Here is a 12,823-nt window from a genome sequence, read left to right as displayed (position 1 = left end):
GATCCTTTGCGAACAGACGAGGCGGGGCGGGGCGGCCGGCTCAGCGCCGGTCGAAGCGCTGCTGCAGCGTGCGGCCCAGCACCATCACGGCGAAGGCCGATCCCAGCAGGAATAGTCCCGGCCACAGCGACATCCACCAGGCCGAGAAGATGAAGTTCTTGCCCTGCTCCAGGATGGCGCCCCAGTCCGGCGTCGGCGGGGCGACGCCGAGGCCGAGGAAGCCCAGCGCCGCCTCGATCTGGAGGGCCAGCGGGAACAGGATGACATATTGCAGCAGCACCAGCGGCAGCACGTTGGGCAGCACCTGGCGCAGCATGATCGAGGCCTCGCCGAAGCCCAGCGCGCGCGCGGCCTCGACATAGGTGCGCTGGCGCTCGGCGAGCGCGCCCGAGCGCGCGATGCGGAAGAACATCGGCACGTAGACCACGGCCAGGGCCAGGATCAGGTTGCGGGCGCCCGGCCCTAGCACGCCGGTGATGACGACGCCCGCGATCACCGGCGGGAAGGTCAGGATCATGTCGACGAACCGGCCGAAGACCAGGTCGGCCGCCCGCCCGTAGTAGCCCGCGACCAGCCCCAACAGCCCACCCACCAGGGCGGATGCTGCCAGCGCGCCCGCCACCAGCCCCAGCGTGATGCGCGTGCCGTGGATGACGCGGGCGAAGAGGTCGCGGCCGACATCGTCGGTGCCGAACCAATGGGCGGCCGACGGCGGCCGCAGCGCGCGGGCGACGTCGATGGCGTAGGGCGACTGCGGCGCGATCAGCCCGGGCACCAGGATCAACACGGCGAAGATGGTCAGCAGCACCGCACAGAGGATCTGCAAGGGCGTGGCGAACAGCTCGCGCAGGAAGGCCGCGAGCGCCTTCACGACCGCAGCCTCGGGTCGATCAGGCCGTAGAGCAGGTCGATGGCGAAATTGACCACGATCGCGATCAGCACCACGAAGAGCAGGGCGCCCTGGACCACCGGATAGTCGCGCCCTTGGATGCCGGACAGGATCAGGCGGCCCAGGCCCGGCAGCGAAAAGAGCGATTCGATGACGACCGCCCCGCCCAGGATCTGGATCAGGATCAGCCCGATGAAGGTGACGAGCGGGATCAGGATGTTGCGGAGCGCGTGCTTGAAATAGACCTGACGCGGCGCCAACCCCTTGGCGATGGCGGCGCGCACATACTCGCGGCGCAGCTCCGTCACCATCGTGTCGCGCACGAAGTGGCTGTAGGCGGCGGCCTGGAGCAGCGACAGGCTCAGCACCGGCAGGATGATGATGTTGATGTTCTCGGCCAGGTCGACGGTGGGCGGCATGTAGGCGAAGGGTGGCGACCATTCCAGCAGCGCCGAGGCGCCGACCATCAGCATCAGCCCGATCCAGAAGACCGGTGCCGACAGGCCCAGCAGGTTGAAGGCCTGGATCGCGGCATCGGTGCGGGTGCCCTCGCGGATGCCGGCCAGCACGCCCAGCGGCACGCCGATCAGGGTGGCGATGACCAGGGTGGCGACGGCGATCTCGGCCGTCACCAGGAAGGCGTCCCAGACCAGGGTCGCCACCGGCCGGCCCTGGTACCAACTGCGGCCGAGATTGCCGGTGAAGGTGTTGGCGAGCCAGTCGCCGAACTGCGCCCAGAGCGGCCGGTCGAGGCCGAAGAAGCCGCGCAGTGCTGCCTCGGCCGTGCGGTCGTTGCCGGACTGGCCCAGCATCTGGCCGACGATGTCGCCCGGCACGGCGCGCATCAGCAGGAAGACGGCCAGGCTCGACAGCAATGCGGCGACGGCAGCACTGGCCAGGCGGGTGGCGAGGAATCGGAACATGGGGGCAGGGCGGCGGGGGATGGGCGGGCGAGGGCCGGGCGGCACCGCCACCCGGCCCGTCAGCTCAGTTCGCCAGCCATGCCTTGATCAGGCCGAAGTACCAGCCCGTGGCGTGCTGGTCGTAGTTCTTCAGCCGGTCGCGCTGGCCGGTGATGAGGTCGGCCGAGAACATCATGATCGACACCGGGTCCTCGGCCAGCAGCTTCTGGAACTCGGTATAGATCGCCTTGCGCTTGACCGGGTCGGTCTCCTCCTGGCCGCGGTCCAGCAGCTCGGACGCCTTGGCGTTGTTCCAGTTGCGGAAGTCCGCACCCTGGGGGGCGGCGCGGAAATGGCGATAGAACAGCAGGCTGGGGTCGGGCGTCGTGCCCCAGTCGTTGAAGGTGAAGCCCATCTCGCGCGCCCGGAAATTGCGGATCCAGACGCCGAGGTCGATCTTCTTGATGTTGACGCGAATGCCGATCTGCTTCAGCTGCTCGGCGATGGTGACGGCACCCGCATCCATCCAGTCGTAGCCGATGATGGTGGTCAGATCGATGTCGAAGCCATCGGCCAGGCCGGCCTCGGCCAGCAGCGCCTTGGCCTTGGCGATGTCGACCTTCTGGTTGGCGAGCTGGGCGATCGGCACGCCCCAACTGTCCTGCATGCCGATGACCATGGTGCCGATGACGGTGCCGTAGCCGGCGATCGAGGCCTTCAGCACCGCTTCCTTGTCGACCGCCAGCGCGATCGCCTGGCGCACCCGCACGTCCTTAAGCTGGGCGTATTTCACGTCGAGGTCGATGGTCTTCTGGTTCAGCGACGGCCAGCGCTTCACCTCGACGCCGGGCGCCGTCTTCAGTTGCTCGGCATCCTGCGGCCGCGAGAAGAGGGCGAGGTCGATGCGCCGGTTCTGCAGGGCGACCACGACGGCCGCGCTGTTCGGCATCGTCGCGAACGTCACCTCGTCGATGTAGGGCAGGCCCTTCTGCCAGTAGTCCTTGTTGCGCTCGAGAACGAGGACCGAGTTCGGGCGGAACACCTTCAGCTTGTAGGGGCCGGTGCCGACCGAGACCTCGTTGAACTTGGTGCCCGCGTCGGCCGCCGCGAAATAGCCGTTGGGCACGACCGCGCCGTACTTGTTGGTCAGCGTCATCGGCAGGGCCGCGTTGGGGCGCGACAGGTTGAAGACGACGGTCGTGGCGTCGGGCGCGTCGATCGAGGTGACGGACGACAGGTCGCCGGCGCCGGGCGAGCCGTTCTTGCTGTCGCGCATCCAGTCGTAGCTGTACTTCACGTCGGCCGAGCTCATCGCCTGGCCGGTGTGGAACTTGACCCCCTCGCGCAGCTTGAAGGTGTAGGTCTTGGCGTCGGGTGCCACCGTCACGCTGGCCGCCAGAAGGGGCCGCGGGATGCCGGCCTGGTCCTCGAAGAACAGGCCCTGGTACATCAGCCCGCTGACGCGGATGCGGGCGTCGGCCCCTTGCAGGAAGGGGTCGAGCGACGGCGGCTCGATCAGCGAGCCGACCGTGATCTTGCCGCCGGCCTTGGCGGCCGGGTCGGTCTTGCCATAGATCAGGGAATCGTCGGCCAGCGCCGGTGCGGCGGCGGCAAGCGTAGCGAGTAATCCGGCGATCAGCCGCAGGCGCGATCCAGGCATGGCGTGTCCCTCCCAATCAGGCGGAAATGGCGGCAACGAACTCGATCTCGACCGGCACGCCGCGCGGCAGTTCGGCGACGCCGACCGCCGAGCGGGCATGGCGCCCGGCCTCGCCGAAGATCTCTCCCAGCAGCGACGAGGCGCCGTCGACTACGGCCGGCTGCTCCAGGAATCCCGGTGCCGAGGCGACGAAGCCGGTCACCTTGACGATGCGCTCGACCCGGTCGAGCGATCCGATGGCGGCCTCCAGCACGGCCAGCCCGTTCAACAGGCAGCAGCGCGCGATCTCTCGCCCGCGGGCGGTGTCGATCTCGGCCCCCAGCTTGCCGCGCGCCATCAACTCGTCGCCTTCCCAGGGCAACTGGCCGGAGACCCAGGCAAGGCCGCCATGAACGGCGACCGGGACATAGGCAAAGGCGGGCTTCTTGGCGGCCGGCAGGGTGATGCCGAGATCGGCCAGGCGCTGGCGATAGCTCATGGGGCTCGAACTCATGGGGTGGGGGTCCGTTCGTTCAGCATGTCGGCAAGCGTGGATCGCAGATCATGTGCCAGATCGAGACCGATATCGGCCTCGATCCGGCGCTGGTCCTGCAAGGGATAGAAGACGGCCGGCGGCACCTCGGTCAATGGCGCCTGCCAGCCGGGGACGATCGCGGCCAGTGTGGCGGCGATCTCGCCATAGGAGGTGGTGTAGCCGGCCAGGTTGTAGGTGTCGGCCAGGCCCTTGGGGGCATCGAGCGTTCGACCGATCAGGCGGGCCAGGTCGTCCACATGCATCGCGTCGAACCGGCCGGCCGGCACCTCGGCGGCGAAATCCTCGCCCCGTGCGGCGGCTGCGATCATGCGCTTCAGCACGGCGGCGGCGCCGTCGTACCAGAGCCCCGGCCCGATCATCAGCGGAATGCGCAGGGCCACGGTCTCCAGCCCGCGCACGCGACCGAACCAGCGCGCGACATCCTCGGCCAGGACCTTGGTCAGGCCATAGACCTGGACCGGCCGGCGCGGCGCATCCTCGGCGACCCGGCTTTCCGGGTCCTCGGCCGCCCCGAAGACGACGGTGGAACTGGTCCAGACCACCCGCCGCACGCCGGCCTCGGCGCAGGCTTCCAGCAGCCGGCGAAACCCCAGCACATTGACGGCGAAGGCGCCCTCCGGGTCCCCGTCGCCCGACCGCGCAAGGCCGACGGCACCGGCCGAGAAGGCGGCGAAACTCACCACCTGACGGGCGCCGGTGGCGGCAAGGGCAGCCGCTATCTCGTCCGGCCGCTCGATGCTGCCGACGATCTCCCGTGCGCCGTCGGGCAGGGGCACCGGGCTGGCCGGGCCGAACACGGCGACCGGCCGGCCCTCGGCCAGCAGCCCGCGTACGGCGGCCGAACCGACGAAGCCGCGGCCGCCGACGATCAGGACGGGCGCGTCAGAAGGAGAGGTCATCGCGGATGCAGGCCATCTGATGGTCGGGGCCCAGCGCCCGCGGGGCGGGAACCTCGGTCGCGCAGGCCGGCAGGACGAAGGGGCAGCGGGTGCGGAAGACACAGCCGCTGGGCGGGTTGGCCGGGCTCGGGATCTCGTCGCGGAGCACCACCTTGGGTGGCTCGGCGCCGGCCAGGCGGGGGGCGGCCGCCAGCAGGCCGGCGGTGTAGGGGTGGCGCGGCCGGGTGAATATGGTGCGCGTCGGCCCCACCTCCATGACCCGGCCCAGATAGAGCACCATCACCCGGTCGGCCATCACCTCGACCACGGACAGGTCGTGCGAGATGAACAGCATGGCGAGGTTCAGCTCGGCCTGGAGACCGCGCAGCAGGGCCAGGATGCCGGCCTGCACCGATACGTCGAGCGCCGAAACCGGCTCGTCGGCCACCAGGAAGCGGGGCTCGACCGCCAGCGCCCGGGCGATCGCGATGCGCTGGCGCTGCCCGCCCGAGAACTCGCGCGGCATCCGGCCCAGGTCGGCCGAGGCCAACCCGACCTTGGCCAGCAGGGCGGCTGCCCGGTCGCGCCGGTCGGCCCGGCTGCCGATGGCGTGCAGGCGCAGCACCTCGCCGATCGCCTCGCCGACACTGCGCCGCGGGTTCAGGCTGGCATAGGGGTCCTGGAAGACCATCTGCATCGACCGCCGCAACGGTCGCAGCGCGCGCAGCGAATCCCGCGTGATGTCGCGTCCCTCGAAGCGGACGGCACCCCGCGTCGGGTCGAGCAGGCGCAAGGCCAGCCGGCCGACCGTGGACTTGCCGGAACCGGATTCCCCCACCAGCCCCAGCACCTCGCCCGCACCCACCTGGAAGGAGATGCCGTCGACGGCCCGCACCGCCCCGCGCGGCGCGAAGCCCTTGCGCGGCAGCGGGAAGTGCTTGGCGAGGTCGCTCACCTCCATCAGCGGTGCCGCCATGTTCATGCCATTTCCGCCCAGCGCAGGCAGCGGCTCGAACGGTCGTCGGGCACCGGCTCGAGCGAAACCGGGCCTGCCGTGCAGCGGGCCTCGGCCATCGGGCAGCGCGGGGCGAAGCGGCAGCCGGCGGGGATCTCGGTCGGCCGCGGTGGAGCGCCCGCGATCGGCCGCAGCAGGCGGTCGTCCGGCTGCCCGTCGTCGCGGTAGCGCCGCTCGGGCCGGCATTCCAGCAGGGCGCGGGTGTAGGGGTGGCGCGGCCGGGCCAGGATGGCGGCCGTGGCGCCGGTTTCCACCACCTGGCCCGCATACATGACGACGACGCGGTCGGCGATCTCGCCCACCAGGGCCAGGTCGTGGGTGATGAACAGCAGGCCCATGCCGCGCGCGGACTTCAGGTCTGCCAGCAGGCGCATGATCTGGGCCTGGATGGTGACGTCGAGCGCCGTCGTCGGCTCGTCGGCGATCAGCAGGCGCGGCTGGCAGGCCAGTGCTATGGCGATCATCACCCGCTGGCGCATCCCGCCCGAAAGCTGGTGCGGGTAGGCGGCCACGCGCCGTTCCGGGTCGGCGATGCCGACGTCGCGCAGCAACTCGACCGCGACGGCATCGGCGCGCGCGGCGTCGCCCGGGCGGTGGCGGCGGATCGCCTCGCGGATCTGCTCGCCGATGGTGAAGACCGGGTTCAGGCTGGCCGACGGGTCCTGGAAAATCACGGCGATCTCCCGCCCGCGCACGTCGCGCAGGGCGGGCTCCGGCAGGGTCAGCAGGTCGCGCACGCCGCCTTCGCGGCCATGCAGCAATATGCTACCCGCGATCGAAGCCCGGTCGGTGCGGCCGAAGAGGCGCAGGATCGACATGGCCGTGACCGACTTGCCCGAGCCGGATTCGCCGACGATCGCCACCGTCTCGCCGCGCGCGACGGCAAAGGCGACGCCGTCCACCGCCTGGAGCATGCCGCGGCGCGTGCGGAAGCCGGTGCGGAGATCGCGCACTTCCAGCAGCGGACCGGCATCCATGGCCAGGGCCTCAGGAGACGGTGTAGCGCGCGACCACCTCGGGGTTCAGCGTGACACCCAGGCCCGGCCCCTTCGGCACCTCCAGATAGCCGTCCTTGAACTGGATGGGCTCCTGGAAGATGTCGTTCTGGAGGGCATTCCGGCCCATGTCGTATTCGACCATGGTGGGGAAGGGCACGTTGTCGGAATGGGGATAGTTCGGCAGCGATGCCACGAAATGGACGGCCGCCGCCAGTCCGACGCCGGTGCCCCAGACGTGCGGCGAGATGCGCAGATGCTCGGCCGCGCACAGGATGCCGACGGTGCGCGCCACGTCCAGGCCGCCGCACAGCGCCAGGTCGGGCTGCACAACATCGGCCAGGCGGCCGTCGATCAGCCGCTTCATGTCGAACACGGTATAGAGCGCCTCGCCGGTGGCGATCGGCACGGTCGCCCGCGTCTTCAGCTCGGCATAGCCCTTCCAGTCCTGCGGGGCGAGCGGCTCCTCGTACCAGTGGATGCCGTAGGGGGCGATGCGGCGGATGCTCTCCATCACCCCGTCGAAGGTGTAGTTGCCGTTGGAATCGACCGTCAGCAGCGCGTCGTGGCCGATGATGCGGCGGGCCAGCGCGACGCGCTTCTCGTCCTCGGCCGGGTTGCGGCCGATCTTGATCTTGAAGGCCAGGAAACCGCGGTCGACATGCGGCTCGAGCTGGGCTGCCAGCGTCGTCTCGTGGTTGCCGGTGGCCGTGAAGTAGCCGCCTGAGGCATAGGCCGCCACCCGCTCGCGCTGCCGGCCGCCGATCAGGTCGGCCACCGACAGGCCCAGCACCTTGCCCATGGCGTCGTGGCAGGCGACGTCGATGCCGCTCAGCAGCGAGACGAGTTGGTTCTGGATGCCGAAATGATAGTGCTTGGCGAAGATCGTCTGGGCGACGCCGCGCTGGGCGAAGATGCTGGTGCCGACGAAGTAGGCCTTCACCAGCCGCAGATACTCCGCGGTGATGCGCGGCGGCCCCCAGGATTCGCCGATGCCCTCGATGCCCTCGTCGGTCTCGACCACGATGATGGCGCCGCCGCGCCGCGCGGTCAGGCCGCGGGCCATGCCATAGGCCTGGTCGTCGGGGACGGCGAACTCCAGGGCGACGATGCGGATGTCGCGGATACGCGCCATGGCGGGGCCTCGATCGGCAGGGGATTGGGCAGGACGGGACGCGAGGATCGCAGAGGCCCAGGCCAGCGGCAATATCCCATCTGGGCAAATGGGCGCCGGCGCGAAGATCGCCGGGGCGCCGACCAATAAGGCAGGCCTATAGTCGTGCGGCCGGCGCTGGGGCCGGCATTGCGCGGGGGCGCGACCCATGGACCTGTCCACACTGACGACCATCCATACCGGCCTGAGCCTGATCGCCCTGGCAGCGGGCGTGCCGGTCATCGCCAGCCTGTTGCACGGCCGCATCGCGACGGCCTGGACCGGCGTCTTCCTGTGGACGGCGGTGGCCACGAGCGTCACGGGTTTCATATTTCCCTTCAACGGCTTCCTGCCGTCGCATGGGGTCGGCGTAATTGCGCTGGCAGTGCTGGTACCGACGCTGGCAGGCCTCTACCTTTTCGGCCTGCGCGACAACTGGCGGCGGATCTATGCGGCGGGTGCGGTCGCCAGCGAATATTTCCTGGTCTTCGTCGCCGTTGCCCAGGCTTTCCAGAAGGTCCCGGCGCTCCGCGCCCTGGCGCCGACCCAGGCCGAGCCACCCTTCGCCATCGCCCAGGCGATCGTGCTGGTCGTCTTCCTCTGGCTCGGCTGGCGCGTGCTGCGTGCCGCCCGCCCGGCGATCGTCACGCGACGAGTGCCGCGCTGACGGCGGCCAGCGCGCGCACGGCATCGGCGGGCGCCATTCGCACCTGGAGCCCGCGCTGCCCGCCATTGATGTAGACATAGGGCAGCTCCAGGGCGGACACCTCGAAGGCGGTCGGCACCTGCCGTTTCTGGCCGAAGGGGCTGATGCCGCCGACATGATAGCCGGTCAGGCGCTCGGCATCGGCCGGCCGCATCATCTGCGCCGACTTGCCCCCGAACGCCGCGGCCAGCCGCTTCATCGAGACCTCGCGGTCGGACGGCACGACGGCACAGACCGGCCGCCCGTCGACCTCCGCCATCAGGGTCTTGAGGACCCGCCCCGGCGCCTCGCCCAGCGCTTCGGCGGCCTGCAGCCCCACGCGTTCCGCGCCGGGGTCATAATCGTAGTTTGCGGTCGTGAAGGCGATCCCGGCCTTCTGCAGGGCGAGTGTGGCACGGGTCGTCTTGGACATGGTCTCGTCCAGTGTATATTGATGATGTGGATATGGATATCAGGAGGCGTTCATGGCCGTTCAGATAGCGAACCCCGAAGTCGTGCGAAAGATCGAACGACTGGCGTCGGTGACGGGGCTGAGCAAGACGGCAGCGGTGGAGATGGCGGTCGATCGCATCCTTCGTGAGAAAGGACGGCCGGACCTGGAGGCACAGATCATCGCATTGTTGAAGCAGGTCGATGCGATCCCCGACCGTCCTGACTGGGTGGATCCACTCGAATGGGACGAACATGGGCTGCCCCGATGATCGTGGTCGACACATCGGCCCTGGTGGCGATCATATTTGCAGAGCCTGAGAGGCAGGCGTTCGTCGCCGCCATTCATTCGACCCCTCTGGCGCTCCTGAGCAGCGTATCTGCCGTCGAAGCCAGAATGGTCGTTCACGCTCGACGTGGCGAGCGGGCCGTCGTTGCGCTGGACGATCTGATCCGGCTGCCGGTCTTCGAGGTTGTTCCGCCGGGTGAGCCGGAAACGGCGGCTGCATTTGCTGCATTCATTGCGTTCGGGCGGGGCAGCCGGCATCCCGCCCAGCTAAATTTCGGCGATGTTTTCAGCTACGCGCTGGCGAAGGTTCGAGGGCTTCCATTGCTGTACAAGGGCAACGATTTCGCCCTCACTGACATTCGACCGGCGATCGAGTGACATCCGGGGCATGACGGCCGCGTGTCGCTGCTGCTAGGTATCGACGCGATCCTCCCTTTCAGTCGCGCGCGAGGCAGCAAAGCCATGTCGTCCAGTTCCATCCGCTTCCATCCCGAAGGTCCCGGCGGTGCCGGTCTCGAAGACTGGGGCAGCATCCCGGCCGAATCGCTGGAGAGCGGCGAGGGCGTCCAGCGCGGCGCCTTTTTCTTCGAGGACGAGCGCCTGGGGCTGTCGGCCGGGGTGTGGGACTGCACGCCGTTCACGGGCAAGGTGCGGCCGCACGCCAACAACGAGTTCATGCTGCTGCTGGAAGGCGCGGTGACGATCGAGCCCGAGGGCGGCACGCCGGTGACGGTGCGCGCTGGGCAGGGGTTCTACCTGCCCAAGGGCCTGCGGATGCGCTGGCGGCAGACGGGGCGCGTGCGCAAGTATTTCGTGATCTTCGACGGCCCGGCCGATGCGGCGCCGCCCGCCACGGTGCCGGCGCTGGTCGTCGACCCGGCCGTCGCGCTGTCGCCGTCGACGCCGCCCGCGGCCGAGACGCTGCACGGGCCCGTGCCGGTGCAGCAGGGCAAGCTCGCCTTCGCCGACACGACCGGCCAGTTCACCGTCGGCGTGTGGGAGACCAGCCCCTATCACCGCCGGGTCACGCCCTTTCCGCGCTTCGAGCTGATGCACGTGCTGGAGGGCGGCGTGTCGGTGGGCGACGGGGCGGACCGGCAGGAATACGGGCCGGGCGAGACCTTCTTCATCGCCCGTGGCATGGCCGGCGACTTCCAGGTCACCACCGGCCTGCGCAAGATCTACTGCATCTTCATCGAGAAGCAGGCGGCCTAGGTCGAAGCCTTACTTGCCAAGCGCAGGACCAGGCGCAGCACATCGCTGTCCGGGTCCTGGTACTGGTTCATGATGTCGAAATGGTTGAAGCCGGGCGTCACGCGCACGCCCGGCCCCAGCCCGTGCGTGGCCAGGTGGTGGGCATAGCGGAAGGACTGGTCGATCCAGTGGGTCGGCTCCTGGCCGCCGGCCACGATCTCCACCGGGCAGCGGGCCAGCACGGGTGCGCGTTCATAGTCGTGGCGCCGGGCCAGTTCCTCGGTCAGGCGGATGTCCTCGTTCACGCTGGTGCGCATGGCGGGCGTCGGGTCGTAGATGCCGCTGATCAGCACCGCCCCCTTGATGAGGTCGGCAGGCAACTCACGCAGCGTCCAGTCGGTGGCAAGGGCGGCCGCCCCCAGATGGGCGCCGGCCGAATGGCCCGACAGCGTGATCCGCGCCGGGTCGCCGCCCATCTCCTGCGCGTTCCAGGCGACCCAGGCAATGCCGTTCAGCGCGGATGCCACCACCCCGTCCAGCGTGGCGGCGGGGCACAGCGCATAGTTCAGGACGGCCACGGCGATGCCGTTGGCCACCAGATGCTCGGCCACGAAGGCGAAATTGGCCTTGTCCTGCGCCCGCCAGTAGCCGCCATGGATGAAGATGTGGACGGGTGCCCGGTCCTGGTCCGGCACCGGGTAGAAGTCGAGGTCGTGCAGGCGGCCCGGCCCGTAGGCGAGGTCGCGGCGGCAGGCCAGCGTCTCTCGCGCCCGGTCGTTGGCCGGCTGGCGGCCGGCCTGGTAGTCCTTGAAGTCCGGCACGGCGCGCTGCGGGTTGTACTGCAACTCGTGCTCGTCGGCCGACAGTCCGGTCCAGATCGCGGTGGCTTCGGGCATGGGCTCTGGTCCGGTCGGTTGGGAGGTGGCGGCGAAGGTGGGCTCGACTGGCTCTGCGGCCGGCGCTGCCGCCGGGCGGGTGCGCTTCAGGCGATGGCCGAAGATCGCATAGGCGAATGCCAGCGTCGACAGCAGCACGCTGCCGGTCAGCACCGACACGGTCGGCCAGGCGTAGGGCGCCTGGATCGAGGCCAGCAGCAGGGTGGCGAGCGCGCTCACCACCATCTGGATGAAGCCCAGCAGGCCCGAGGCGGCGCCCGCAATGTGCGGATGGACGCTGATGGCACCGGCCACCCCGTTGGGCTGCGCCATGCCCTGGCCGAAGGTCAGGATCATCATCGGCACGAAGAGCGCGAAGGGGTTGATCGCCACCAGCCCGGTCCAGACGGCCAGCAGGGCCGTGCCGGCGACCCCGATCGCCGTCCCGGCCACGATCATCCGGTCGACGCCCAGGCGCTGCGACAGGCGCGATGCGCAGAGATTGCCGGCCGTGTAGCCACCCATCGCCAGCAGGATCCAGGTGCCGTAGGCGCTGGGGGCCAGCCCCATGGCCGACACCAGCAGATAGGGCGCGCCGGCCGTGAAGACGTACCAGGATGCGGTCGCCAGCCCCGTGCCCAGCGTGTAGCCGAGGAAGGCGGGGGATCCCAGCAGCAGGCGATAGTGGCCTACCATGGCCCTGGGCGCGATCGCCACGGGCTGGGCCAGGGTCTCGTTCAGCTTGAACCAGGCCGACACCAGCGTGCTCGCGCCCAGCGCCGACAGCAGCAAGAAGCCGACGCGCCAGCCGACCCACACTTCGAGCCAGCCGCCGATGGCGGGGGCGAACATCGGCGCAAGCGACATCGCCATGGTGATGTGGGCGATCAGGCCGGCGGACTTCTCTCGGTCATGGATGTCGCGGACGATGGCGCGCGCCAGAACCATGCCGGCGCAGCCGCCGAAGGCCTGGATGGCGCGGCCCACCAGCATCATCTCCAGCGAGCCGGCATAGACGCAGGTCATGGTGCCGAGCAGGTAGCCCGACAGGCCGAGCAGCAGCAGGGGGCGCCGGCCGAAACGGTCCGACAGCGGGCCATAGACGAGCTGCGCGGGCGCCATCGCCGCCAGATAGACGGTCAGGGCAAGCTGCGCCGACCCGTAGTCGCTGCCGAAATCGAGCGCGACGCGGGGCAGCGAAGGCAGGATGATGTGGAGGCTGGCCGCGCCGACGGCAGTGGCCGCTATGAGGAGCCAGAGCGGCGGCAACCGGCGCGGGCCTTGGGATAACCGCTGCATGGAT

14 protein-coding genes are annotated in these 12,823 nt (G+C 69.7%); 4 read left to right on the top strand and 10 right to left on the bottom strand.

Annotation, left to right across the window (positions count from 1 at the left end; translation table 11 throughout):
- Nucleotides 1-40: 40 nt before the first annotated feature.
- From STVA_RS15115 to STVA_RS15080, 8 genes are all read right to left on the bottom strand, one after another.
- Nucleotides 41-871, bottom strand: coding sequence for an ABC transporter permease (locus STVA_RS15115; protein WP_245978222.1), 831 nt, complete (start codon nucleotides 869-871; stop codon nucleotides 41-43).
- Entirely contained in the window at nucleotides 868-1,812 is a 945-nt protein-coding gene (locus tag STVA_RS15110; protein ID WP_123688735.1) for an ABC transporter permease, read from the bottom strand. The genes STVA_RS15115 and STVA_RS15110 overlap by 4 nt, the downstream gene beginning before the upstream one ends.
- Before the next feature lie 64 nt (nucleotides 1,813-1,876).
- Complete coding sequence (locus STVA_RS15105; RefSeq protein ID WP_123688734.1) at nucleotides 1,877-3,451, bottom strand: ABC transporter substrate-binding protein; 1,575 nt, start codon at nucleotides 3,449-3,451, stop codon at nucleotides 1,877-1,879.
- Between the two features lie 16 nt (nucleotides 3,452-3,467).
- A complete protein-coding gene (locus STVA_RS15100) occupies nucleotides 3,468-3,944 on the bottom strand; it encodes a RidA family protein (RefSeq protein WP_245978221.1) in 477 nt (158 codons plus the stop codon).
- Nucleotides 3,941-4,885, bottom strand: a complete 945-nt coding sequence (locus STVA_RS15095) for an NAD-dependent epimerase/dehydratase family protein (protein WP_123688732.1) — start codon at nucleotides 4,883-4,885, stop codon at nucleotides 3,941-3,943. The genes STVA_RS15100 and STVA_RS15095 overlap by 4 nt, the downstream gene beginning before the upstream one ends.
- Nucleotides 4,869-5,846, bottom strand: coding sequence for an ABC transporter ATP-binding protein (locus STVA_RS15090; RefSeq protein WP_338069531.1), 978 nt, complete (start codon nucleotides 5,844-5,846; stop codon nucleotides 4,869-4,871). Before STVA_RS15090 ends, STVA_RS15095 begins: the two co-directional genes overlap by 17 nt.
- Nucleotides 5,843-6,856, bottom strand: coding sequence for an ABC transporter ATP-binding protein (locus STVA_RS15085; RefSeq protein WP_123688731.1), 1,014 nt, complete (start codon nucleotides 6,854-6,856; stop codon nucleotides 5,843-5,845). The genes STVA_RS15090 and STVA_RS15085 overlap by 4 nt, the downstream gene beginning before the upstream one ends.
- A 10-nt stretch (nucleotides 6,857-6,866) precedes the next feature.
- Entirely contained in the window at nucleotides 6,867-8,009 is a 1,143-nt protein-coding gene (locus STVA_RS15080; RefSeq protein ID WP_170216356.1) for a mandelate racemase/muconate lactonizing enzyme family protein, read from the bottom strand.
- Nucleotides 8,010-8,196: 187 nt separating this feature from the next.
- Between STVA_RS15080 and STVA_RS15075 the strand changes: the two genes are divergently transcribed.
- On the top strand, nucleotides 8,197-8,694 hold the full coding sequence (locus STVA_RS15075; RefSeq protein ID WP_123688729.1) for a hypothetical protein: 498 nt from the start codon (nucleotides 8,197-8,199) through the stop codon (nucleotides 8,692-8,694).
- Here the strand turns inward: STVA_RS15075 and ybaK are convergent.
- The gene (gene ybaK / locus STVA_RS15070; protein ID WP_123688728.1) at nucleotides 8,672-9,145 is read right to left on the bottom strand and encodes a Cys-tRNA(Pro) deacylase; all 474 of its coding nucleotides are present in this window, start codon (nucleotides 9,143-9,145) and stop codon (nucleotides 8,672-8,674) included. The genes STVA_RS15075 and ybaK overlap by 23 nt on opposite strands.
- A 52-nt stretch (nucleotides 9,146-9,197) precedes the next feature.
- Between ybaK and STVA_RS15065 the strand changes: the two genes are divergently transcribed.
- The 3 genes from STVA_RS15065 (at nucleotide 9,198) to STVA_RS15055 (ending at nucleotide 10,666) form a co-directional block, all read left to right on the top strand.
- Nucleotides 9,198-9,434 (top strand): type II toxin-antitoxin system VapB family antitoxin, encoded by a 237-nt coding sequence (locus tag STVA_RS15065; RefSeq protein ID WP_123688727.1) that lies wholly within the window; start codon nucleotides 9,198-9,200, stop codon nucleotides 9,432-9,434.
- Complete coding sequence (locus STVA_RS15060; protein ID WP_123688726.1) at nucleotides 9,431-9,829, top strand: type II toxin-antitoxin system VapC family toxin; 399 nt, start codon at nucleotides 9,431-9,433, stop codon at nucleotides 9,827-9,829. The genes STVA_RS15065 and STVA_RS15060 overlap by 4 nt, the downstream gene beginning before the upstream one ends.
- Before the next feature lie 84 nt (nucleotides 9,830-9,913).
- The gene (locus tag STVA_RS15055; RefSeq protein ID WP_123688725.1) at nucleotides 9,914-10,666 is read left to right on the top strand and encodes a cupin domain-containing protein; all 753 of its coding nucleotides are present in this window, start codon (nucleotides 9,914-9,916) and stop codon (nucleotides 10,664-10,666) included.
- Here STVA_RS15055 and STVA_RS15050 read toward each other — a convergent pair.
- Nucleotides 10,663-12,819 (bottom strand): Bcr/CflA family efflux MFS transporter, encoded by a 2,157-nt coding sequence (locus STVA_RS15050; protein ID WP_123688724.1) that lies wholly within the window; start codon nucleotides 12,817-12,819, stop codon nucleotides 10,663-10,665. The two genes, STVA_RS15055 and STVA_RS15050, sit on opposite strands and share 4 nt — an antisense overlap.
- Nucleotides 12,820-12,823: the final 4 nt, after the last annotated feature.

It is taken from the genome of Stella humosa (genome assembly GCF_006738645.1).
GTDB lineage: Bacteria > Pseudomonadota > Alphaproteobacteria > ATCC43930 > Allostellaceae > Allostella > Allostella humosa.
Note: the sequence above shows the minus strand (reverse complement) of the source record. Positions and strands in the feature narration are given on the sequence as shown.

Excerpts from the sequence above, each read along its gene's own strand:
- STVA_RS15065 (WP_123688727.1), top strand. The coding sequence starts at position 9,198 with ATGGCCGTTCAGATAGCGAACCCCGAAGTCGTGCGAAAGATCGAACGA.
- STVA_RS15085 (WP_123688731.1), bottom strand. The coding sequence starts at position 6,856 with ATGGATGCCGGTCCGCTGCTGGAAGTGCGCGATCTCCGCACCGGCTTC.
- STVA_RS15100 (WP_245978221.1), bottom strand. The coding sequence starts at position 3,944 with ATGAGTTCGAGCCCCATGAGCTATCGCCAGCGCCTGGCCGATCTCGGC.
- STVA_RS15105 (WP_123688734.1), bottom strand. The coding sequence starts at position 3,451 with ATGCCTGGATCGCGCCTGCGGCTGATCGCCGGATTACTCGCTACGCTT.
- STVA_RS15060 (WP_123688726.1), top strand. The coding sequence starts at position 9,431 with ATGATCGTGGTCGACACATCGGCCCTGGTGGCGATCATATTTGCAGAG.
- STVA_RS15090 (WP_338069531.1), bottom strand. The coding sequence starts at position 5,846 with ATGAACATGGCGGCACCGCTGATGGAGGTGAGCGACCTCGCCAAGCAC.
- STVA_RS15055 (WP_123688725.1), top strand. The coding sequence starts at position 9,914 with ATGTCGTCCAGTTCCATCCGCTTCCATCCCGAAGGTCCCGGCGGTGCC.
- STVA_RS15050 (WP_123688724.1), bottom strand. The coding sequence starts at position 12,819 with ATGCAGCGGTTATCCCAAGGCCCGCGCCGGTTGCCGCCGCTCTGGCTC.
- ybaK (WP_123688728.1), bottom strand. The coding sequence starts at position 9,145 with ATGTCCAAGACGACCCGTGCCACACTCGCCCTGCAGAAGGCCGGGATC.
- STVA_RS15110 (WP_123688735.1), bottom strand. The coding sequence starts at position 1,812 with ATGTTCCGATTCCTCGCCACCCGCCTGGCCAGTGCTGCCGTCGCCGCA.
- STVA_RS15075 (WP_123688729.1), top strand. The coding sequence starts at position 8,197 with ATGGACCTGTCCACACTGACGACCATCCATACCGGCCTGAGCCTGATC.
- STVA_RS15095 (WP_123688732.1), bottom strand. The coding sequence starts at position 4,885 with ATGACCTCTCCTTCTGACGCGCCCGTCCTGATCGTCGGCGGCCGCGGC.
- STVA_RS15080 (WP_170216356.1), bottom strand. The coding sequence starts at position 8,009 with ATGGCGCGTATCCGCGACATCCGCATCGTCGCCCTGGAGTTCGCCGTC.